Below are 21,994 nucleotides of genomic sequence, written 5' to 3' on the forward strand. Positions count from 1 at the left end.
TCACTCTTTCTCCATGTTCAGCGGAAAATGACAGGCAAACATGTGGTTTTTGGCCCCCGTCAGGCGCGGCGTTTCAATACATTTACGCTGGGCATAAGGGCAACGCGGGCCCAGACGACAGCCAATCGGCAGCGATTCCAGCAGCGGGATCGCGCCAGGCATGGTATTGAGACGGCTTTTATGCGGCATTGAACGCCCAAAGTCCGGAATGGCGCGAATCAAAGCCTGAGTGTACGGATGATGCGGAATAGTCACCAGATCTTCGCTTGGCGCGGTTTCCACCGTTTGTCCGCAATACATCACGTTTATTTTATCGGCCCACTGGCTCAGCATTTGCAGGTCGTGGCTGATCAGCAAAATGGTGGTGTTATTGTTCTGGTTCAGGCGCGTCAGCAGACGGAAGATTTGCGCCTGGGTGGTCGGTTCCATGGCGTTAGTCGGCTCATCGGCTATCAACAAACGCGGCTGGTTCGCCAGCGCAATCGCAATCATCACCTTCTGGCATTCGCCGTCGGTCAGCTCGTACGGGAAGCTGCGCATCGCGTCTTTATGATCTTTAATCCCCACGCGGTGCAGCAGTTCAATCGCGCGACGTTTACGCCAGCCAAAGCGCTGCCACCAGCGGCCTTTATACGTCCAACTGGGGATGTTCTGCATCAGTTGACGACCGATTCGCTCAGACGGATCGAGGCACGACTGCGGCTCCTGGAAAATCATCGACACGTTGTGTCCGACCAGACGGCGACGCTCGCGGCTCGACAGGCGCAGCAGGTCGATATCATCAAAACGCATGCGGTCGGCTGTCACGCGCCAGTTGTCTTTTGTCACGCCACAAATAGCTTTGGCAATCAGGCTTTTGCCCGAGCCAGATTCGCCCACCAGGCCGCGAATTTCACCTTCTGCCAGCGTCATGCTGACGCGGTCAACGGCTTTTACCCAGCCTTCGCTGGTACGAAATTCAATGGTGAGGTTACGGATATCCAGTAAAGGCATTATTGCACCCCCGCTTCAATGGCGCGGCGAATGCCGTCGCCCAGCAGGTTAACCAGCAAAACGCTAACCATAATCGCGGCGCCCGGCAGCATCACGGTCCACGGCGCGACATAAATAAGTTCCAGCGCGTCGCCCAGCATCGCCCCCCATTCCGGGGAAGGAAGCTGTGCGCCCAGGTCGAGGAAGCCTAACGCAGCGATGTCCAGAATCGCCATCGACAGTGCGCGGGTAATTTCAGTAACCAGCCCAGAAGCGATATTTGGCAGCACGGCGTACCAAAGAATGTTCAGCGTGGTGGCACCGTCCAGACGTGCAGCTACGACGTAATCTTTTTCCAGCTCGTCATGCACCATGCTATAGACGGAACGCACCATACGCGGCAGCAGCGCCAGCCAGACGGCAAACATCGCGTGCAGCAAATGCGGCCCGGAAAACGCCACCACAATGATCGCCAGCAGCAGGGAAGGAATAGAAAGCAGGGTGTCGAGAATATGGTTCAATACCGCAGAACGCAGGCCGCGCGTTGATCCCGCAAAGGCACCCAGCACCAGGCCACACAACGTTGCGCCAAGTGTCACCACAAACGCACCGCCCACAGTCGGAGCCGCACCGCTCAGCAGACGGCTCAGCACATCACGCCCCAAATCGTCGGTGCCCAGGAAGAACGAAACCTCACCGTAGCGTGACCATGAAGGCGGCAGCAGCTGGTAGCCCAGGAATTGCTGATCGATACCATAAGGCGCAAACCAGGTGCCGAAGATGCACAGCAATGCCAGCCCGAGACAGCCGTACAGGCCAATCATCGCCGTGGTATCGCCGTAGAATTTACGCCACACGGTGCGCAGCGCCCCTGGCGGACGCTTTTCCAGATAGACGCTATCGTAAGGCATACCATTCCTTATGTTTCAGTGGGTTAGCCATTGCACCCAAAATATCAGACAGCACGTTCACAATGATCACCAACGCGCCAATGACCATCACGCCAGCGGAAATCGCGGCATAGTCCTGTTGGCGAATGGCGTTAATCATCCAGCGCCCCAGGCCTGGCCAGCTAAAGACCATTTCAGTGATCATCGCCAGCGTCAGCATGGTGGAGAACTGCAAACCCAAACGCGGGATAACCGGCGGCAGGGCGTTATGCAGTACGTGGCGACGCAAAATAGTCAGGCGCGACACACCGCGTGTGGCGGCAGCTTTCACATAGTTCGTGTCATACACGTCGATGGTGCTCAGGCGCATCAGGCGCACCACTTCCGTAGTCGGCGCGACGGCCAGCGTCAGCACTGGCAGCACCATGTGGCGCAGGGCGCTCATGATCATCTCATCACGCCACGGGGAATCTGACAGCCACGCATCAATCAGTGCAAAACCAGTGACGTTTTTGACTTCGTACAACAGGTCAAAACGCCCGGATACCGGGAGCCATCCCAGCGTCAGCGAGAAAAACAGCGTGAGCAGCAGCGCCAGCCAGAATACCGGAATGGAAAAACCGAGCAGGGCGAAGGCACTGATCAGGTTATCCTGCCACTTGGAACGCATAATCCCGGCCAGCATGCCGACGGGAATGCCGACCAGCAGAGCCAGACCGAACGCGAGAATGCACAGCTCCATAGTGGCTGGGAACACTTCTTTAAGCTGATCGGAAATCAACTGGCCGTTAATGCTGGAGACGCCGAAGTCCCAGTGCAGCAACCCTTTAAACCAGAACAGCCAGGCGTTACCCAGCGAAGCGCCTTGCAACGGTGCGTGCGGTGTAAAGTAGCTCAGGCTGAAGCCGACAAACGTCAGCAGAAAAAGCGTTACCAGCAACAGCAACAGACGACGAAGAGTAAAAATGATCATGGTTTTTTCACCTCTTCCTCTTTTTCACGCGAGACGCCCGCAAAGGAGGCGTTGCCGAATGGGCTCAGCACCAGCCCTTTAATGTCATAACGGTAAGCCTGCAAACGCAAAGAGGACGCCAGCGGCAGCACCGGCAACTCTTTGGCGAGGATCTGCTGCGCTTCGTCGTAAGCATCAATACGCGAGGACAGTTGCTGTGAAGCCAGCGCTTTTTGCAGCACGCTGTCAAATTCACGGTTGCACCAGTGAGCAAAGTTCGTTTGCGAGCCAATCGCCGCGCAGCTCAGCAGCGGACGGAAGAAGCTGTCCGGGTCATTACTGTCAGTTGCCCAGCCGGTCAGCGTCAGGTCATGGTTCATGTCCATCAAACGCGCTTCCTGGAAACGGCCTTCAACCGGCACAATGATCACCTTCACGCCGACCTGCGCCATATCCGCCTGAATCAACTCGGCGGTTTTCAGCGGGCTCGGGTTCCACGCCTGCGAGGTGGTTGGCACCCACAACCGCAGCGTCAGTTTCTCCAGCCCCAACGCCTTGAGTTGCTCACGCGACTTAACCGGATCGTATTCGGTAATTTTAGCTTCATTGTCGTAAGCCCAGGAGGCTCTTGGCAGAATAGAAGCTGCGGTTTCAGCCGTGCCGTAATAAATCGACTGCATCAGGCGTTGGTTATTGATTGCCAGTGCCAGCGCGTGACGAACAGCAGGATTGTTCATCGGCGGTTTATCGGTATTGAACGCCAGATACGCGATGTTCATACCGGGGCGCAGCGTCAGGCGCAAACGAGGATCGTCGCGCAAGATAGTCAACTGGCTGGCAGCAGGCCACGCCAGCACATCGCATTCGCCGGTCAGTAATTTTGATAAACGCCCGGTGCCGCCAGAACCCAAATCGACAACCACTTGTGGCATCAATGGCTGGCCACGCCAGAACTCAGGATGACGTTGCAGGCGAATGTATTGCCCTGCACGATATTCATCAAGCTGATACGGTCCGGTGCCGACAGGCTGGCGGTCGAGCAGCTCTTGCCTGTCGATTTTGCTGAGATTCGCCGCGTATTCCGCCGACATCACCGACGCGTAATGGGTCGCTAAATGCCAAAGGAATGACGCATCCGGGCGCTTGAGGCGAAACTCAACGGTACGGCTGTCGAGCTTGCGCACGCTCTCAACGCTGTCGGCGAATTGCAGGCTGTCGAAATAGGGGAAGTTTGGCCCGTTGACGTTATGCCACGGGTGATTGCGGTCGAAAATACGCTCGAAGGTGAACACCACATCATCGGCATTCAGGGTACGCGTAGGTTTGAACCACGCTGTTTTCTGAAACTGAACGCCGCTGCGCAGGTGGAAGCGGTAGGTTGCGCCGTTATCCAGCACTTCCCAGCTCTCAGCCAGTTCAGGCACCAGACGATAAGTGTAAGGGTCAACATCCAGCAGGCGATCGTAAATCTGTGCCGCAAGGGTATCGACAATCAGGCCGCTGCCCGCTTTCTGCGGATTAAAGGTATTCACCTGTCCGCTGACGCAGTAGACAAATCCACTGTCACGAATGTCGCCGTGCGGGGCCAGTGCGGGAGGCGTGGCGGCCATGGCGCTGCCACACAGTAATCCCATTGCTGCCAGTAAGGCGGATAAATTCAGGCGCATAATTTCTTCATAATTCAGACCGATCTGCAAAGTGTATCGCACTTCCCACGGCCAGGTACAAACTTCGCGACCGACCGCTGCAAAAGTCGTCAATTTAGTGGGGGTAAGAGTCATAGCGCAGATAAGCTCTTCCTGGGAAGGCACACTGCGCTGAAGTGGGGAGAATCAGGCCTGGATGAGCCGTTTGAATAACAGTTGCTGGATGTCCTGCCTGTGAGCCAGCACTGCGTGGGCGGTGATCGTGGATCCTTCAACAGAATAGAGCACCCGATAACCCTCAGGGGTATTGCATTCGCGGTACTTCGCGCAGCCGATTTTCAGTAGCTCCGGGCAAATCTGACAACTGAGAGGATATTGCTTAACCCTTGCCTCAAACTGTTTAAGAATTTTTTCAATTACCGGCTTGGGTGCCACTTCTGCCTGTCGCAGATAGCTGGCGATATGTTCAATGCAGGTTTTGACGGTAAGTGTGTATTCGACGGTAAAGCTGCTCGTTTCCATTCGATGTCCTTAAGCAAACCCAGCTTACTCTCCGAGCCCATCAAGCAATTGCTGCTTCGAAAAAACATTCCCATCCGCTTTATCTTTCTCAGACAGCGTCAGGAGTTTCAGCAGGGCAATGGCGCGCTCGCGTTCTTGTTGTTGCTCCCAGGACTCAATGACATAAGCAGGAACGCCATTCTGCGTTACCAGTATGGGTTCAGCGAGATCGAGTGATGCCGCATTTTTTTTCACAAAACTGATGGTTTCAACTTTCATAGGCTACCCTCCGCCAGGATTGAACTTAATTTAGTCCAAATATGGTTTTCCTGCAACGCAATGAGCGGCGATCAGACTTGTTCATCTATTTAGCGGAGTTAACTCCACCAACAGCAGGGCATTGCTTTCCAGCGAATCGGTGGTCTGCCAACTGTCCTGTAGCTGTTCGTCACGCACGGAAAGCGTTGGGCGTGCTTTGTGCCGCACCCATTGCCAGACTTCCTCATCTGGCCCGGTTTCGCAGAGATTGGCCTCCAGCAGCGGGAACAGGGCGCCGTTGTGCTGATCGTAAAGATGGCATTTGATCCGCCACTTACCGCTAAGCCCTTGAAGCTGAATACGGTACTGCTGGCGAAAACGCTGGATAAACGTCTCTTCGCTGGAAAGCCCTGGGTTAAACACCACGGTGTTGCGCAGCAAAAGCTGATAGCTGCGCTGATGGCGTAACAGCAGCACCTCTTTGTCATTCACCAGCACTTCACCGCGCAGTCGTAACCACAACCACAGCACCCAGAAGATGGGGCGCGGCAGCCCGTGGTTATATTGCAGCGCCAGGCTCGAGGTATCCAGCTTGTCATTGGCGCGTGATTCGCCCTGCAAACCGGAGTTGAGCCAGAATCCTGCCAGCCACACATGATCAGCCAGACCGAGTAAATTTTGCATTAACAGCGCGCCACGGAAGAACCAGCCGTTAGTGGCTCGCGTGTTGCCCGTCAGGGTGTTCCACGAAAGCAGCCAGATGGGCAGGGTCAGCTGTTTCTGGCGCAGTGACGTCTGGATCTGACGAATTTTCTGCACCGGATAGTTTTCGGTCGATGCCAGCCGTGTCGGGTCCAGTTGTGCGAGGTCGAGCAATTCATTCGCGTCGGCCGGACAGGCAAGGAAATCAGCCTGGGCTATTACCGGCGAGCTCAGGACCGCTTCGTCATTCTCCGGGCGACTGTTTGCGGTGAAGCGGTGCCACAGACCAACTTTAGCCTGCGGTAAAAACGTCTTTACCAGGTTTCGCTGCGTTTGCCAGGCGGCCTCGCGTGTTTCATGGGGGGCTTGCGAAGACCAGTGCCAGACAAATTGCCAGCCTGCGATAACGTCCTGAGGAAAATGGTTCACCGATTGCTGCAGGAAACGCTCAAGCAAGTCGCAACGCGTTGTCAGCCCGGTGTGTAACAGCACGTTCCAGCGCTTACGGGCAAGCCAGGTAAAGAGCTGATGCAGGTTATACCAGCAGGCATAGCCTGCCGTCAGTGGATCATCCCAGCCGCTGGCAAACAAGCGGCTGCTGAGAAAGGGTTCGGCAATATCGATGCCATAAACCGGGATTTGCTCATGCAAAGCCTCCAGTTCACGGCGAACATCTTCACGCAGTAAATCGTCCAGTTCACGCACCGTAATGATGATGCGTGTGTGCCGCAAAGGGGCGGCGCGTGGCGTGAGCGATTGCAGGTCAATCACCCGTTCCTGCTGCTGTGAAAGCACCAGCGATGACGGCTCCCAACCGCGTGTTTCCGGCTCATTGAGCAAGCTGAACAGTTTATCGACCGCGACAGGCGTGACATTGTCACTTATCGATTGGCGAGGGCGAGTCACACTGGTAGCCGACTGGCGCAGCTTACGGAAGTCACCCGGTGTCATCTGATGATGGCGACGGAACAGGTCACTCATCATTCGGGTACTGGCAAACCCCTGTTCCAACGCGATCTGATGCAATGGCTTGTTGGTTGCCCGCAGCGCCTCAGCGGCCTTTTCAAGACGAAGACCCGTGATGTACTGCATAAAGCTGACGCCGACTTCTTTACGAAACAGGCGTGAGAGCCAGGCTTCAGACACGAACTCCGCCTCTGCGATTTCTGCCAACGTGATCCGTCGGGCATAGCTGGCGTTAATACGTTCCACCACCTGAGTAATGCGTTTGCTCCAGCCGGGGTTAGCAGTGCGTTGAGAAGGACGGGCAGGCTGCTGAAAGCTTGAGGTCAGCAGCAGCAAAATCTCGCCCAACCAGCGATGAGCTTCAAGTCGGTAGCGACTTTGATGATTGATGAGCGTAACGGCCAGCAGTTGGCGCAGCAGATGGCGCAAAGCATCACATTGCGGCCACACGCCGCTGTGTTCATTGGGAATGTGGTAATCGTGGGCAAAAAAGTCGTTATAAAGCTGCGTTAGCCAGTGTGCCGAGAGCGTCACCTGCAACACGACATTCGGCGCTTGCGCCGATACCCGCCAGTGCTGATGACGGTTAACAATGGCCAAATGATTGGCTGCCAGCGCCAGAGACTGATCATCGACTTCCAGCACCACGTTGCCTTCGAGTAACCACAAGAGCGTCAGGCCGTTGTTGTCTTCCTGGGCGAAGTGGCGAATATCCTGCACGGTGACCAAAAATTCACGACCACTTTGATCCATTTTCCCCCTCCCAAAGAAGACAAATAATGACATGCTGTTTTTTGTCATAACGGAATTGTATGAAAAACAGTCATGATAAAAGCGTTACTTCACAACAAAAAAGTGCGCTTGCCCGTGATGGCATCGGCATAAACTCGACATTATCACTGTGAAGCAATAAAGGGATAACAAAAATGTCACATCCAATTGTTGAAGCACTGCAGGGCACCGAAGAGCAGTTCATCGAGCTGCGCCGCCACTTCCATCAGCACCCGGAAATTGGCTTTGAAGAACACCAAACCAGCGATCAGGTGGCGCGTCTGCTCACGAAATGGGGGTATGAAGTGCATCGTGGGCTGGCGGGGACGGGCGTTGTCGGCACGCTAAAAGTGGGTAACGGCAGCAAACGTCTGGGATTACGCGCCGATATGGACGCGTTACCGATGCAGGAAAACAGCGGCAAAGCCTGGGCCAGCAGCGTTGATGGCAAATTTCACGGCTGTGGGCACGACGGGCACACCACCACGCTGCTTTACGCCGCCGAATATCTGGCGAGGACTCGCAATTTTAGCGGCACACTGAACCTGATTTTTCAGCCAGCGGAAGAGCTGCTTTACGGCGGCCGGGTGATGGTTGAAGACGGCCTGTTCGATAAATTCCCCTGCGATCATATTTTCGGGCTGCACAATATGCCGTCGCAAAAACTCGGCAAAATCGGCCTGCACGACGGCGCGATGATGGCTTCGTCTGACACGTTACACATCGAAGTGAATGGCGTTGGCGGCCACGGTGCAGTGCCGGAACATACCGTGGATGCCACGCTGGTGGCTTGCCACATCACCATTGCCTTGCAGTCGATTGTGTCGCGCAACATCACGCCATTCGAGCCCGCGGTGGTTACCGTCGGCAGCATCCAGGCGGGGCATGCGCCAAATATCATCAACGAAAAAGTGCTAATGAAGCTCACGGTACGCACGTTGAGTGAAAAGGTGCGCCAGACCGTACTGCAACGCATCCATGACATCGCTGTAGCACAGGCCGAAAGTTTCGACGCGACGGCGACCCTGACTCACGTGAACGGCAGCCCGGTGCTGAAAAACGACCCGGCGGCGAATGAAATGGTACGCACCGTAGCCACTGATTTATTTGGTCATGATGCCGTGGCGACCATCGGCTCGTTTATGGGCAGCGAAGACTTCGCCTTCATGCTCGAGAAAAACCCTAACGGATGCTACTTCACCATTGGCGCGGGCGATGAGCCAGAACGCTGCATGGTGCATAACCCCGGTTATGACTTTAACGACAAGATCCTGCTCACCGGCGCGGCGCTCTGGAGTGGCCTGACCGAACACTATCTGCGTTAAACCAGCCATCGAAGGAGGGCCGCACGATGAGTACAGTTCCCCTGACAGACACCCGCGCCTTTGTCGGTAATGACCGATTGCTGGCCGGGATCGTTCTTAGCGTGTTGACCTTCTGGCTGTTCGCGCAGTCGGTCATCAACGTCGTTCCTGCCATGAAAAACAGCCTCGATATCTCGCTGGAAACGCTGACCCTGGCCGTCAGCCTCAGCGCCTTGTTCAGCGGCTGCTTTGTGGTCGCCAGCGGCGGTCTTGCTGATAAGTTTGGCCGCGTGCGTCTGACGTTGACGGGCCTGGTGCTGAGTATCATTGGCAGTGGTTTGCTGGTGCTGGCGCACGGCCCGGCGCTGTTCCTGGCGGGCAGGGCGATACAGGGGCTGTCGGCGGCCTGCATCATGCCCGCGACGCTCGCGCTGATCAAAACCTGGTATGAAGGCAAAGCGCGTCAGCGAGCCATCAGCTTTTGGGTGATTGGTTCGTGGGGCGGCAGCGGTTTGTGTTCCTTCGTCGGCGGCGCGATTGCCACCGGGCTGGGCTGGCGCTGGATTTTTGTGTTCTCAATGCTGGTGGCGCTGGTCGCTTTTCTGCTGATTCGCGGTACGCCGGAAAGCCGCAGCGCCAGTGCGCAGCAGCATAAGCTGGATATTAGTGGGCTGATCAGTTTTGTAGCGGCACTGGTGATGCTGAATTTATTTATCAGCAAAGGCCACGGCTGGGGCTGGAGCAGTGGGCTCACGCTCTCGATGCTGGCAGGCGCAGTGCTCGCCACCTTGTGGTTCATTCGTACGGGATTGCGCAAAGGCGACGCGGCGTTGATTGATTTCGCCCTGTTTAAAAACCGTTCCTACAGTGCGGCGGTGCTCTCAAACTTCATGCTAAACGGCAGTATCGGCACCATGATGATCACCAGTATCTGGCTGCAACAGGGGCATCATTTGTCGCCGTTGCAAAGCGGCATGATGACGCTGGGCTATCTGGTGACCGTGCTGGCGATGATCCGCGTCGGGGAGAAACTGCTTCAGCGCTATGGCGCGCGTATCCCGATGATGGCGGGGCCCGTGCTCAGCGCAATCGCAACGCTACTCATCTCCTGCACCTTCCTTGATAAAGAGAGTTACATCATCACGGTCTTCTTCAGCTTTGTGCTGTTCGGTCTGGGGCTGGGATGCTACGCCACGCCGTCGACCGACACCGCAGTCGTCAATGCGCCAGAGAATAAAGTTGGCGTCGCATCAGGCATCTATAAAATGGGCAGCTCGCTCGGCGGGGCGATGGGCATCGCCGTCACCGCGTCGCTGTACGCGTTGTTGTTGCCCTATGGAATGGCGAGCGCGGCACACTATGCGTTGCTGTTTAACAGTGCCATTTGCCTCAGTGCTGTTGCGGTGAGCTGGTGGTTATTGCCCGGCAATAAATCGCGGTGAACCTGGCGCCCGGCGGCACTTCGTTTGCCGGGCCTACGAAGAACTACGGATCGTGTAGGCCCGGTAAGGCGTAGCCGCCACCGGGCGATTTTTTAGTGCGGCAGATTACCTGCAACCCAGCGCGGCGCTTTCAAATCCGCCGCAAACATCCATATCAATTCACACAACAATGCTCGCAACGTGTTCTCCGTTTTCGGCAGGAATGACTGCTGACACAGCACCTCCGCCAGAGTCTGGCAATAACCGCACAACGTTTCTGCATCGGGCTCAAAAATTGGGATAGTTGAAGGAAGCGACTCAACGGTAAAACGGGCGATTAAATGAGGTGGAATGGGCTCGTCTAGCGTCGGGCGGATCAAAGCCAGACAAGCGTTTAGGCGGCCTAACAGCGCGAGTTTTTCCGTCGTCTTGTGACATTCAATCAGCGTTGACGCGAAGCGATCGCAGTAGTCAGCCAGATCGATAAAGTCTGTTGCAGCGTTAAAGGGCAGGGTGAGTAGATCGTGGTAGGGATTGTGGGTTGTTGGCATAAGAGATGCCTCCGATGAGAGTTTTAAAAACCGCCAGCGGAGAGGTCAAACTCACGGGTGGCGGGCTGAACGAGGTTGACCTTACTGGCTCTCACCGATACCAGCGCGTCTTACGACGCCCCCGCTCGGCCCACCATTGAAATGTGTAGCCGTGCGCACGACACAAAAAAGGCGCTAACGCGCCATTGTATCGTCGGTGGAGTTTATATCAGGAGGTCAATCCCGGCACCTGATTTTGCAGGCACCAGGCAAGAGTATTGCCGCAAAGAGAGAGCGGCAAGTATGGATGCGGACTTGATGGGGGGGAAAGGGCACAGCAAGCATTATGCCGTGCCGATAATTGGGAACTATCTAACAGTATGTATATGAAGGAATACTATCTGGATAACAGCCTTTTTTTGGGAAAAAAGGCTGTTATCTGATATATTTGTTAATCTAAATCGAGTGAATTTTCAAGAGAATACAGATTCGGATAATCCATTCAAACATTCTATAACAAAGCTTTTGACCTCTTGATCATCTCTCACTAGAGCCATGATCTTGGTTTCATAAAACGCACGGTTTGGGCAGTTAAGTCTGCGAGTAATTTTATCTATCACACCCGTACGCCTAATAGAATATCTTTCGATTAAGAAATTAATATCCCCTCTTTCAAGAGCATTTTCATAAATCGATAGCTCATCGTTATAAATGTCTCCGGCATTGATTGACACAGTTTTATTTTCAAAGCCGCCTTTATGGCTTGGCACTAGTTGATTAAACATCCATCTCACTGATTTGTTAACTGCAAGACTACATAAATCTTTTTTCTTTGCAGTATCACTTAAAACGCCAAGAATGTCTTGCTTAATCTCATTCATAACTGAACTGTCAATCTCAAAAATGGCACCATGTTTTTTTATAAAAAACTCTAGCATCATAGGGTGATAAAATATTGATTCTATGGAATGATATTTTAAAGTAAAGATAAAATCGGTTTTGAGGCTATTAATTTCTTCTGTTTTCTTGTTGTCATTGTCAACCAAACCGAACGCATTAACCCATCCTAGCTTATCATTACCTCTAATGCCTCTGACCGAAATTGCTACATCTTCGCATCCTTCCTTTGGGATTAATGACACGTCGGGGAATATTGATTTATAAAGCCCTATATCAAGGCTAGTGTTTATTCCTTCTATAAAAATAACCTTTTCTTTTGCGCCTATAATATCTCTTTTTATGTGATCAGGAATTGAACTTGGATCTTTAATAAGTTCAGTAGCCCATGAAGTCGCGATCCCAGAAATGTATTCACACGATTTTACCAAAAGGATTTGCGAATTGCTCATATCTGAAGCAAGGCCTATGTCGTGTGTAGATACAATGAAAAAACAATCAGGCCTAATTGCTATCAATTCCGATAGCAAGGGAGATGAAACAGATCTATGCAAATGCCTTTCAGGTTCATCAATGATAAAGAGAGTACCTGGCAATGCTGATATAACATCTGCGGAAATAGTTATGGCATTTTTCTCGCCATCAGATAATTGAGATATAGAATAAATTGCAGGTGGATCATACTTAGAGTTCACGGCTGTAATATTGTCTTCATCATCAAGTTCTATGGTAATAGGCATTCCTGATGATATTAATACAGAATTAATTATTTCTTTAGGAGACACACTAACCCTCAACGCCCCATCAATATCTCTGGCATCTACTTTATCGGCAACATCTCGATTTCTTCTATTAATGGCTTTTTTTAATCTAATGACAGGGAGCTTACTTTGTCTTGCATCCTCGACTTTCCAACGAGATGTGTTTGAATATTTCACGTTGTTTTGAAGGTATTCTAAAGTGGAGGCAAACTCTGAGTTCGACATGTCAATAATTGATGTATCAAACCAAATTTGCCTATGTGCCGATATCAATACAATATCGTTGTGATCTCTTAGATTTTTTAGCACATGATATATTAGTGACGATTTACCAGTGCCATTAGCCCCAAGAATGAAAAGAACCTGTCCTTTATCGATAGATAATATTCCGCCCTCAATATTATCTGAAGGGATTGGTATGTCAAAAGAATTTTCCAAGTTTTTCTCCTACAACAGATAGACTTCTATTATTCATTTATGATCATTGTATTATAAGATTTTGGTAGTCAATACTTGACCTTTTACAACTAGAACTTTTAGCTCGTATTAAATCGTCAAACCCATTTTTTCACTTTCCTCGCCAGTTGAAGTAATAACTGTACAATTGTAGTCTCGATAGACAAATCGTTTCTATATATTTAATCACATTTCTTTCACGTTTAGTCTCCATAATTTATTGTTAAGCTTATAGCGTCCGCCTTTGACACAAAGCTCCCAACCAAAAAAGGACCTCCCCAAAAAGCAGGGCGCATGCCTTCTATTCAAATCCCATGCTTCTTCAACAAAGCCCGAAGCTGGTGGTAAGTCAACCCCAGTAACTCCGCGGCTTTTTTCTGATTAAAGCGGGCCTGGTGTAACGCTTGTTGCAGCAGGTCTTTTTCTTGCTGTTGCTGAAATTCGCGCAGTTCCAGCGGCAGCGTTAGCTCACTTTTTTCAGCCTTAACCTCAGCAGCAACCGGGCGCTGGAACGGGTCGACGATGATGTTATCCAGCGGTTCTTCTGCATTACCGTGGCGATACACCGAGCGCTCGACCACATTCTTTAGCTCACGGATGTTGCCCGGCCAGCTGTAATGCTGAAGGGTCTCTTTGGCGTGATCAGTAAACCCGGGGAACAGCGGCATTTTCAGCTCCCGGCACATCTGGATGGCGAAGTGTTCAGCCATCAGCATGATGTCGCTTTGGCGCTCTCGCAGCGGGGGCAGTTGAACCACGTCGAATGCCAGTCGATCGAGGAGGTCGGCGCGGAAGGTGCCATCGCTGACCATTTGCGGTAAATCTGCATTGGTGGCGCAAACCAGGCGCACGTTGACCTGCAGCGGCTGGCTGCCGCCGACGCGTTCCAGTTCGCCGTATTCAATCACTCTGAGCAGTTTTTCCTGCACCAGCATCGGGGCGGTGGCTAATTCATCGAGGAACAATGTGCCGCCATCGGCGCGTTCAAAACGCCCTGGATGGCGTTTTTGCGCCCCGGTAAAGGCTCCCGCTTCGTGACCAAAAAGCTCCGAATCGAGCAGGTTTTCATTCAGTGCCGCGCAGTTCAGCGAGATAAACGGCCCTTGCCAGCGGGATGAGAGGAAGTGCAGGCGGTTGGCGATAAGCTCCTTCCCGGTGCCGCGTTCGCCGATGATCAGCACGGGTTTATCCAGTGGGGCGAGCCGTGAGACTTGCTCCAGCACCTCGATAAAGCTGTTCGCTTCGCCGAGCAGGTTGTCCTTGTAATCTGCCATGATGAAATTCACCACTCGTTAGTGTAATTGACCACTTTACTGTAGCGGTAGCGTGGCGAAAATTCAATCACAAGCTGATAAATCAATAAGATAAAAAGTTGGCACGCAACCTGCAATACCTCATCAGCAGGGCCATGCCCGATAACAGAACTACGTATGAGGATGTGAATTATGGGTATTTTTTCTCGTTTTGCCGATATCGTGAACGCCAACATCAACTCCCTGTTGGAAAAGGCTGAAGATCCGCAAAAACTGGTCCGCCTGATGATTCAGGAGATGGAAGACACGCTCGTCGAGGTGCGCTCCACTTCAGCCCGCGCGCTGGCGGAGAAGAAACAACTGACACGCCGCGTAGAGCAGGCGAACGCGCAGCAGGCCGAATGGCAGGAAAAAGCCGAACTGGCACTGCGCAAAGAGAAAGAAGATCTGGCGCGTGCTGCGCTGATCGAAAAACAGAAGCTGACCGATCTGATTACCAGCCTGGAACATGAAATCACGCTGGTGGATGAAACGCTGACGCGTATGAAAACCGAGATTGGCGAGCTGGAAAACAAGCTGAGCGAAACGCGTGCTCGCCAGCAGGCGCTGACGTTACGCCACCAGGCGGCAAGCTCTTCCCGCGATGTGCGCCGTCAGCTCGACAGCGGCAAGCTGGATGAAGCGATGGCTCGTTTTGAATCGTTCGAGCGCCGGATTGATCACATGGAAGCCGAAGCGGAAAGCCACGGTTTTGGTAAACAAAAATCGCTGGATCAGCAGTTTGCCGAACTGAAAGCGGACGATGATATCAGCGCGCAAATCGCTGAACTGCGCGCCAAAATGAAACAGGATAATCAATAATATTGCCTGGCGGCACGCGATGTGCCGCCGCTCATCATCTGTAAGGAGACCTCATGAGCGCGCTTTTTCTTGCCATACCGCTGACGTTATTTGTGCTTTTTGTCCTGCCGGTCTGGCTGTGGCTGCACTACAGCAACCGTTCCGGCGATGAGCTCTCGCAGAGCGAACTGCAGCGTCTGGGCCAACTGACGGACGAAGCCAAACGGATGCGTGAACGTATTCAGGCGCTGGAAGATATTCTCGATGCGGAACATCCGAACTGGAGAGAAAAATAATGGCGGGATTAGATTTCAGTAAAAAGCTGTGGCGTATTCCGCAGCAGGGCATGGTGAAGGGCGTGTGCGCCGGGATTGCGCACTGGCTCGACGTTCCGGTGAAACTGGTGCGTCTGATTACCGTGCTGGCGATGATTTTTGGTCTGTTTTTCTTTGTGGTCGTCGCTTACATCATTTTGACGTTTGCACTCGATCCTATCCCGGACAGTGAAATGTACGGTGAAAAAATGCCGAGCAGTGGTGATTTGCTGAGCGCCGTCGACGCCGAACTGGCTGCGGGCGAAAAGCGCCTGCGCGAGATGGAACGCTATGTCACCTCAGATACTTTTTCTTTACGTAGTCGTTTCCGTCAGCTTTAACGGAGAGTGAATTGATGAAACAAAACTGGCAGCGAGCCGGGCAGAAAGTGAAACCCGGCCTGAAAATTGCGGGTAAGTTGGTGTTGCTGACTGCACTGCGTTACGGCCCGGCGGGCGTTGCCGGTTGGGCTATCAAATCCGTGGCGCGTCGGCCGCTGAAGATGCTACTTGCGGTGGCGCTTGAGCCTGTGCTGGCTCGCCTGGCAAACCGGATGTCGCGCAAGTATTTCTCCTGAAAATAGGGGAGGGCACTCCCCTTGCAAGCTTATCTCTGCAACAAATTTCTTTATTATTTGCGTCAGTTCACAATAAATGAACTGCGACCTCGCCTAACCCCGATTTTACGTTTTTTCCACCTGTTGTTACGTTGACATCCCATTTTCGTGGGAGTAGATTCCCTTTTCGTGGGACCGCTACCACGAAAATGAAAAGTGACGAAAATGATTAAATCTCTGCTCGCTAACCTTTACGGTGAAACATTTTCACCAGCACATCAGGAAAGGCTTTTTGCAAATATTGAAAAAGCAAAATCTGCTATTAATGCGCCACGTAAAAGAAACTGGGATCAGCAGGATGTGGTGCTGATTACTTACGCAGACCAATTTCGCCAGCAGGGCAGGAAAAGCCTGCCGGTATTTACACAGTTTTATAATCAGTGGTTGAAAAATTCTTTTTCTCACGTGCACCTTCTTCCTTTTTATCCGTGGTCATCCGATGACGGATTCTCCGTAATGGATTACCATCAGGTCGCGCCCGACACCGGCGACTGGCAGGATGTTGCCGACCTGAAAAAATCTTCAAGGCTGATGTTTGACTTTGTCTGCAACCACATGTCGGCAAAAAGTGACTGGTTTGCCCGTTATCTGCGCCAGGATGCAGGCTATGAAAACTTCTTCCTCGCCGTTGACCCAACAACAGATCTCAGCGCGGTGACGCGCCCGCGAGCGCTCCCTTTACTGACACCCTTCACGCTGGAAGACGGCACCACTCGCCATCTGTGGACCACCTTCAGCGACGATCAAATAGACCTTAACTTTGCCGAACCGGAAGTTCTGCTCGCGATGGTGGAGGTGCTTTTGCATTATCTGCAAGAAGGGGCAGACTACGTGCGACTTGATGCCGTCGGCTTTATGTGGAAAGTCCCCGGCACATCCTGTATTCATCTTCCGCAAACGCATGCTCTGATCAAACTGTTCCGAGCCATCACCGAAGAGGTGGCACCAGGCACAGTCATCATCACCGAGACCAACGTCCCGCACAAAGACAACATCGCTTACTTCGGCGACGGCACGGATGAAGCGCAGATGGTCTATCAGTTCTCATTGCCGCCACTGGTGCTGCATGCGATGCACACGACGAAAGTAGAAACCCTTTGCCGCTGGGCGCAGGGGCTAACCTTGCCCTCGTCGCAGACCACCTGGTTCAACTTCCTCGCTTCTCATGACGGCATTGGCCTTAATCCGCTGCGTGGTATTTTGCCGGAAGATGAGATCCTGACGCTGGTCGAAAAACTTCAGCAGCAAGGTGCGCTGGTCAACTGGAAAAACAATCCGGATGGGACCCGCAGTCCTTATGAAATCAACGTCACCTATATGGACGCGCTCAGTCCGAAGGAGAGCAGCGACGACGATCGTCTGGCGCGGTTTGTGCTGACACATGCACTGTTACTGAGCTTCCCGGGCGTCCCGGCTCTCTACATTCAAAGTATTCTGGGCTCGCGTAATGATTATGCTGGTGTGGAAACGGCAGGCTATAACCGTGCCATCAACCGTCAGAAATATGATCTGGCTGAGATAGAAAGCGAGATGGCGATTGGCGGCGGTTTGCGTGCACGTGTGTATCACCAATTGTGTCATCTGCTGGCGCTGCGTCGGGAACTGTCCGCTTTCCACCCCGACGCGAAAGCCGAATTCTCAACATTGAATGAACACGTCTTACAAATTAAACGAGAAAACGGGAAACTGACCGCATTATTTAATTTCAGTGAGCGGCCGCAGACAATAATTCATGAATGTAAAAATGCCCGGGAGTTAATTAACGGGGTTGATATTAACACTTCAAACTTAACCCTTGAGCCGTGGCAAGTCATGTGGATTCAGAATACCTAAAAGGACGATAAAATGAAAATAGCGAATACCGTGCTGATAACAGCACTGGTTTCCTGCACCCTGATTTCAGGCTGTCGGGATGATAATAAAACCGTCACGATCGAATTTATGCATTCTTCGGTGGAACAGGAACGTCAGGCTGTTATTAATCAGCTGATCGAACGTTTTGAAAAGGAAAATCCAGGCATTGTGGTGAAACCTGTTCCTGTCGAAGAGGATGCTTTTAATACCAAAGTGATCACCCTGGCGCGAACCGGTGCGCTACCGGCGGTGATGGAAGTCAGTCACGATTACGCCAAAGTTTTGGATAAAGAACAACTGCTGGACCGTGATGCGGTTGCGAAGGCGATTACGGATACTGGCGAAGCGCAATTTTACGACGGCGTGCTGCGAATCGTGCGCACCGAAGATGGCAAAGCGTGGACCGGCGCGCCGATCAGCGCCTGGATCCAGGGCGTCTGGTATCACAAAGATGTGCTGGCTGCGGCGGGTATCGCCGAACCTCGCAACTGGCAGGAATTGTTGACGGCCAGCAAGGCATTCAGCAATCCGGCGAAGAAAAAATACGGTATTGCGATGCCGACGGCGGAAAGCGTGATGACCGAGCAGGCGTTCTCGCAGTTTGCGTTGTCGAATAACGCCAACGTGTTTGACCGCAATGGCAACATCTCCCTGGATACGCCAGAAATGCGCAGTGCGCTGACGTTTTACCGCGATTTAGCCACCACCACGATGCCGGGCTCCAACGATGTCATGGAGATCAAAGATGCCTTTATGAACGGCTCAGCGCCGATGGCTATCTATTCCACCTACATTCTCCCGGCTGTTTACAAAGAGGGCAAACCGTCTGAAATCGGCTTTATGGTGCCGACGGAGGCGTCCCCCGCGGTGTACGGCACGGTAACTTCATTGACCATTACCTCCGGGCTTGAAAAACAGCAGACCGAAGCGGCGGAAAAATTTGTCACCTGGATGGAGAAACCGCAGAACTCCGCTGACTGGGTAATGATGTCGCCAGGCGCAGCGCTGCCAATGACCAAAAGCGTCGTTGAGACCGCAACCTGGAAAGAGAACGAAGTGATCAAGGTATTTGGTCAGTTGCCGTACGAGCTGATCGCCCAATTCCCGAACGTGAAGGTGTTTGGCGCGGTGGGGGATAAAAACTTCACCCGTATGGGCGATGTGACCGGATCCGGCGTGATAAGCGCGATGGTGAATGCCGCCACTGTAGGTAAAAAACCCATTGAACCGCTGCTGGCTGACGGTCAGAAACGGCTTGATACCCTTGTTAAGCAGCCCTAAAAGGCGGAACACCGAATGATGAAGAAGTTCATGTCGGGCCGCTCCGACTTGCCGTTTGCGCTGATGTTGCTTGGCCCCAGCTTGCTACTGCTGGCAGGGCTGGTGGCCTGGCCGATGCTCTCCAATATTGAGATAAGCTTCCAGCGTTTGCCGCTCAACCCGCGTATCGAGTCGACGTTTGTCGGGCTGGATAACTACATCCGCATTCTGAGCGACCCGGGTTTCTGGCACTCGTTGTGGATGACCTTCTGGTACACCGCGCTGGTGGTGCTGGGTAGCACGGCGCTTGGGCTGGGCGTGGCGATATTTTTCAACCGCGAGTTTCGTCTGCGTAAAACCGCGCGTTCGCTGGTATTGCTCTCCTATGTCACGCCCTCGATCTCGCTGGTGTTCGCCTGGAAATACATGTTCAACAACGGCTACGGCATTGTGAACTATCTGGGCGTGGATCTGCTTGGACTCTATAAGCAAGCGCCGTTGTGGTTCGACAACCCGGGCAGCAGTTTTGTGCTGGTGGTGCTGTTCGCCATCTGGCGCTATTTCCCGTATGCGTTCATCTCGTTCCTGGCGATTTTGCAGACCGTGGACAAGTCGCTGTATGAGGCGGCGGAGATGGACGGCGCCAATGCCTGGCAGCGTTTTCGCATCGTCACGCTGCCCGCCATTATGCCGGTGTTGGCTACCGTTGTTACACTGCGCACCATCTGGATGTTCTACATGTTCGCCGACGTTTATTTGCTGACGACGAAGGTCGATATCCTCGGCGTCTATCTCTACAAAACCGCGTTTGCCTTTAACGATTTAGGCAAAGCGGCGGCGATTTCGGTGGTGCTGTTTGTGATTATTTTTGCAGTCATTCTTCTGACCAGAAAGCGGGTGAACTTCAATGGCAACAAATAAACGTCGCTGGAACCGCGTGCTGTTTTACCTCGGCCTGGTGCTGTTCCTGGGCTTCACGCTGTTCCCGTTCTTTGTGATGCTGATGACCTCGTTCAAAAGTGCGAAAGAAGCCATTTCTCTGCACCCGACGCTGATGCCGCGCGAGTGGACGTTCGAGCATTACATCGACATTTTTAATCCGCTGATCTTTCCGTTCGTCAGCTACTTCCGCAACAGCATGGTGGTGTCTCTGGTGTCGTCTGCCATCGCGCTGTTCCTCGGGACGCTAGGGGCGTGGGCGCTGTCGAAATTGCGCTTTCGGGGTCGCGAAACCATTAATGCCAGCTTCTACACCGTCTATATGTTCTCCGGGATTTTGCTGGTGGTGCCGCTGTTCAAAATCATCACCGCGTTGGGTATCTATGACACCGAACTGGCGCTGATCCTGACAATGGTGACACAGACGCTGCCGACCGCCATTTTCATGCTGAAAAGTTACTTCGACACCATCCCGAATGAGATCGAAGAAGCGGCGATGATGGACGGCCTGAACCGGCTGCAAATCATCTTCCGCATCACCGTGCCGCTGGCGATGTCCGGGCTGATTTCGGTGTTTGTCTACTGCTTTATGGTGGCGTGGAATGACTATCTGTTTGCCTCGATTTTCCTCTCCAGCGCGGAAAACTTCACGCTGCCAGTAGGGCTCAACACGCTGTTCAGCACCCCTGATTACATCTGGGGAAGAATGATGGCGGCTTCGCTGGTGACAGCGCTGCCGGTCGTGATCATGTACGCGCTCTCAGAGCGCTTTATCAAAAGTGGTTTGACCGCCGGTGGCGTTAAGGGCTGAGGCGGCCAGTTTTTGACAAGGAATAAGTGATGAAAAAATTAGTAGCAACGGCCCCGCGCGTCGCGGCTTTAGTGGACTATCAGGATGCTCAGGTTGGGGCAAATGAAGTGAAAATTCGCGTGCGCTACGGGGCGCCGAAGCACGGAACGGAAGTGGTGGATTTCCGCGCCGCCAGCCCGTTTATCGACGAAGAGTTCAACGCTGAATGGCAACTGTTTACTGCTCGTGACGCCAACGCGCCGCGTGGTATCGAGTTTGGCAAATTCCAGCTCGGTAACATGGTGGTCGGCGACGTGATTCAGTGTGGTGAGGCGGTGACAGACTATCGCGAAGGTGACAGCGTGTGCTGTTACGGTCCGCTGGCGGAAACCGTCATTGTTAACGCGGTCGATAACTACAAGCTGCGCAAGATGCCGGAAGGGGCATCCTGGAAGAATGCTGTCTGTTATGACCCGGCGCAGTTCGCGATGAGTGGCGTACGCGATGCCAACGTCCGCGTGGGGGATTTCGTGGTGGTGATTGGCCTCGGCGCGATTGGCCAAATAGCCGTGCAGCTGGCGAAGAAAGCCGGGGCATCGGTGGTCATTGGCATTGACCCGATTTCACATCGCTGTGAGATTGCCCGCCGCCATGGCGCGGATGTCTGTATGAGCCCGATGGGCACCGACGTTGGGCTTGAAATCAAAAAGCTGACCGGCAAGCAGGGCGCGGACGTGATCATCGAAACCAGTGGTCACGGCGATGCGTTGCAATCGGCACTACGTGGTCTGGCCTACGGCGGCACCATTTCGTATGTTGCTTTTGCGAAGCCGTTCAATGGCCTGAACTTCGGCCGTGAAGCGCACTTCAACAACGCCAAAATCGTGTTTTCCCGCGCGTGCAGCGAGCCAAATCCGGACTATCCGCGCTGGAACCGCAAGCGCATTGAAGAAACCTGCTGGGAACTTCTGATGAACGGCTACCTGAACTGTGAAGACCTGATCGATCCGGTCGTGCCGTTCAGCGAAAGCCCGGAAAGCTACATGAAATTCGTCGATAAGCAGCCAGAGCTGAGTATCAAAATGGGCGTCACTTTTTAAG

The 21,994-nt window shown here is 53.1% G+C and carries 21 protein-coding genes; 11 read left to right on the forward strand and 10 right to left on the reverse strand.

The genetic code is table 11. The annotated features are described in order from the left end of the window. The 7 genes from sapD to ACI2I2_RS00165 form a co-directional block, all read right to left on the reverse strand. Entirely contained in the window at nt 1-993 is a 993-nt protein-coding gene (gene sapD, locus ACI2I2_RS00135) for a putrescine export ABC transporter ATP-binding protein SapD (RefSeq protein WP_404656030.1), read from the reverse strand. After that, entirely contained in the window at nt 993-1,883 is an 891-nt protein-coding gene (sapC, locus tag ACI2I2_RS00140) for a putrescine export ABC transporter permease SapC (RefSeq protein WP_404656031.1), read from the reverse strand. Before sapC ends, sapD begins: the two co-directional genes overlap by 1 nt. Beyond that, nucleotides 1,870-2,835, reverse strand: a complete 966-nt coding sequence (gene sapB, locus ACI2I2_RS00145; protein WP_404656032.1) for a putrescine export ABC transporter permease SapB — start codon at nt 2,833-2,835, stop codon at nt 1,870-1,872. Before sapB ends, sapC begins: the two co-directional genes overlap by 14 nt. Then, on the reverse strand, nt 2,832-4,481 hold the full coding sequence (sapA, locus tag ACI2I2_RS00150) for an ABC transporter substrate-binding protein SapA (protein WP_404656033.1): 1,650 nt from the start codon (nt 4,479-4,481) through the stop codon (nt 2,832-2,834). The genes sapB and sapA overlap by 4 nt, the downstream gene beginning before the upstream one ends. A gap of 165 nt (nt 4,482-4,646) precedes the next feature. Next, complete coding sequence (locus ACI2I2_RS00155) at nt 4,647-4,982, reverse strand: type II toxin-antitoxin system RelE/ParE family toxin (protein ID WP_404656034.1); 336 nt, start codon at nt 4,980-4,982, stop codon at nt 4,647-4,649. 24 nt (nt 4,983-5,006) lie between these two features. Beyond that, nucleotides 5,007-5,240, reverse strand: a complete 234-nt coding sequence (locus ACI2I2_RS00160; RefSeq protein ID WP_404656035.1) for a type II toxin-antitoxin system Phd/YefM family antitoxin — start codon at nt 5,238-5,240, stop codon at nt 5,007-5,009. 81 nt (nt 5,241-5,321) lie between these two features. Then, nucleotides 5,322-7,640, reverse strand: coding sequence for a helix-turn-helix transcriptional regulator (locus tag ACI2I2_RS00165; RefSeq protein WP_404656036.1), 2,319 nt, complete (start codon nt 7,638-7,640; stop codon nt 5,322-5,324). 173 nt (nt 7,641-7,813) lie between these two features. Here ACI2I2_RS00165 and ACI2I2_RS00170 point away from each other — a divergent pair, with 173 nt between their 5' ends. Together ACI2I2_RS00170 and ACI2I2_RS00175 are read left to right on the forward strand one after the other, a co-directional pair. Continuing rightward, nucleotides 7,814-8,983, forward strand: a complete 1,170-nt coding sequence (locus tag ACI2I2_RS00170) for a M20 aminoacylase family protein (protein WP_404656037.1) — start codon at nt 7,814-7,816, stop codon at nt 8,981-8,983. Between the two features lie 26 nt (nt 8,984-9,009). Continuing rightward, complete coding sequence (locus ACI2I2_RS00175; protein ID WP_404656038.1) at nt 9,010-10,404, forward strand: MFS transporter; 1,395 nt, start codon at nt 9,010-9,012, stop codon at nt 10,402-10,404. 92 nt (nt 10,405-10,496) lie between these two features. On the opposite strand, the gene ACI2I2_RS00180 is transcribed toward ACI2I2_RS00175, so the two are convergent. The 3 genes from ACI2I2_RS00180 to pspF all read right to left on the reverse strand — a co-directional run bounded on the left by ACI2I2_RS00180 (nt 10,497) and on the right by pspF (nt 14,316). Next, a complete protein-coding gene (locus ACI2I2_RS00180) occupies nt 10,497-10,934 on the reverse strand; it encodes a hypothetical protein (protein WP_404656039.1) in 438 nt (145 codons plus the stop codon). Between the two features lie 452 nt (nt 10,935-11,386). Beyond that, nucleotides 11,387-13,009 (reverse strand): AAA family ATPase, encoded by a 1,623-nt coding sequence (locus ACI2I2_RS00185; RefSeq protein ID WP_404656040.1) that lies wholly within the window; start codon nt 13,007-13,009, stop codon nt 11,387-11,389. A 323-nt stretch (nt 13,010-13,332) separates the two neighbouring features. Beyond that, the gene (gene pspF, locus ACI2I2_RS00190) at nt 13,333-14,316 is read right to left on the reverse strand and encodes a phage shock protein operon transcriptional activator (protein ID WP_404656041.1); all 984 of its coding nucleotides are present in this window, start codon (nt 14,314-14,316) and stop codon (nt 13,333-13,335) included. Between the two features lie 156 nt (nt 14,317-14,472). Between pspF and pspA the strand changes: the two genes are divergently transcribed. The 9 genes from pspA (at nt 14,473) to ACI2I2_RS00235 (ending at nt 21,993) form a co-directional block, all read left to right on the forward strand. Then, nucleotides 14,473-15,141, forward strand: coding sequence for a phage shock protein PspA (gene pspA / locus ACI2I2_RS00195; RefSeq protein ID WP_404656042.1), 669 nt, complete (start codon nt 14,473-14,475; stop codon nt 15,139-15,141). A 53-nt stretch (nt 15,142-15,194) separates the two neighbouring features. Then, complete coding sequence (gene pspB, locus ACI2I2_RS00200; protein ID WP_404656043.1) at nt 15,195-15,416, forward strand: envelope stress response membrane protein PspB; 222 nt, start codon at nt 15,195-15,197, stop codon at nt 15,414-15,416. Beyond that, on the forward strand, nt 15,416-15,775 hold the full coding sequence (gene pspC / locus ACI2I2_RS00205) for an envelope stress response membrane protein PspC (RefSeq protein WP_404656044.1): 360 nt from the start codon (nt 15,416-15,418) through the stop codon (nt 15,773-15,775). Before pspB ends, pspC begins: the two co-directional genes overlap by 1 nt. Nucleotides 15,776-15,789: 14 nt before the next feature. Beyond that, entirely contained in the window at nt 15,790-16,011 is a 222-nt protein-coding gene (gene pspD / locus ACI2I2_RS00210) for a phage shock protein PspD (RefSeq protein WP_404656045.1), read from the forward strand. A 204-nt stretch (nt 16,012-16,215) separates the two neighbouring features. Beyond that, nucleotides 16,216-17,883, forward strand: a complete 1,668-nt coding sequence (locus ACI2I2_RS00215; protein ID WP_404656464.1) for a sugar phosphorylase — start codon at nt 16,216-16,218, stop codon at nt 17,881-17,883. Nucleotides 17,884-17,895: 12 nt separating this feature from the next. Then, the gene (locus ACI2I2_RS00220) at nt 17,896-19,185 is read left to right on the forward strand and encodes an ABC transporter substrate-binding protein (RefSeq protein ID WP_404656046.1); all 1,290 of its coding nucleotides are present in this window, start codon (nt 17,896-17,898) and stop codon (nt 19,183-19,185) included. 18 nt (nt 19,186-19,203) lie between these two features. Further along, a complete protein-coding gene (locus ACI2I2_RS00225; protein ID WP_404656465.1) occupies nt 19,204-20,085 on the forward strand; it encodes a carbohydrate ABC transporter permease in 882 nt (293 codons plus the stop codon). Then, nucleotides 20,072-20,914 (forward strand): carbohydrate ABC transporter permease, encoded by an 843-nt coding sequence (locus tag ACI2I2_RS00230; protein WP_404656047.1) that lies wholly within the window; start codon nt 20,072-20,074, stop codon nt 20,912-20,914. Before ACI2I2_RS00225 ends, ACI2I2_RS00230 begins: the two co-directional genes overlap by 14 nt. Before the next feature lie 29 nt (nt 20,915-20,943). Further along, complete coding sequence (locus ACI2I2_RS00235) at nt 20,944-21,993, forward strand: zinc-binding alcohol dehydrogenase (protein ID WP_404656048.1); 1,050 nt, start codon at nt 20,944-20,946, stop codon at nt 21,991-21,993. The last annotated feature ends 1 nt before the right edge of the window (nt 21,994 follow it).

Origin of the sequence: Scandinavium sp. NPDC088450 (genome assembly GCF_044900545.1) — a bacterium.
GTDB lineage: Bacteria > Pseudomonadota > Gammaproteobacteria > Enterobacterales > Enterobacteriaceae > Scandinavium.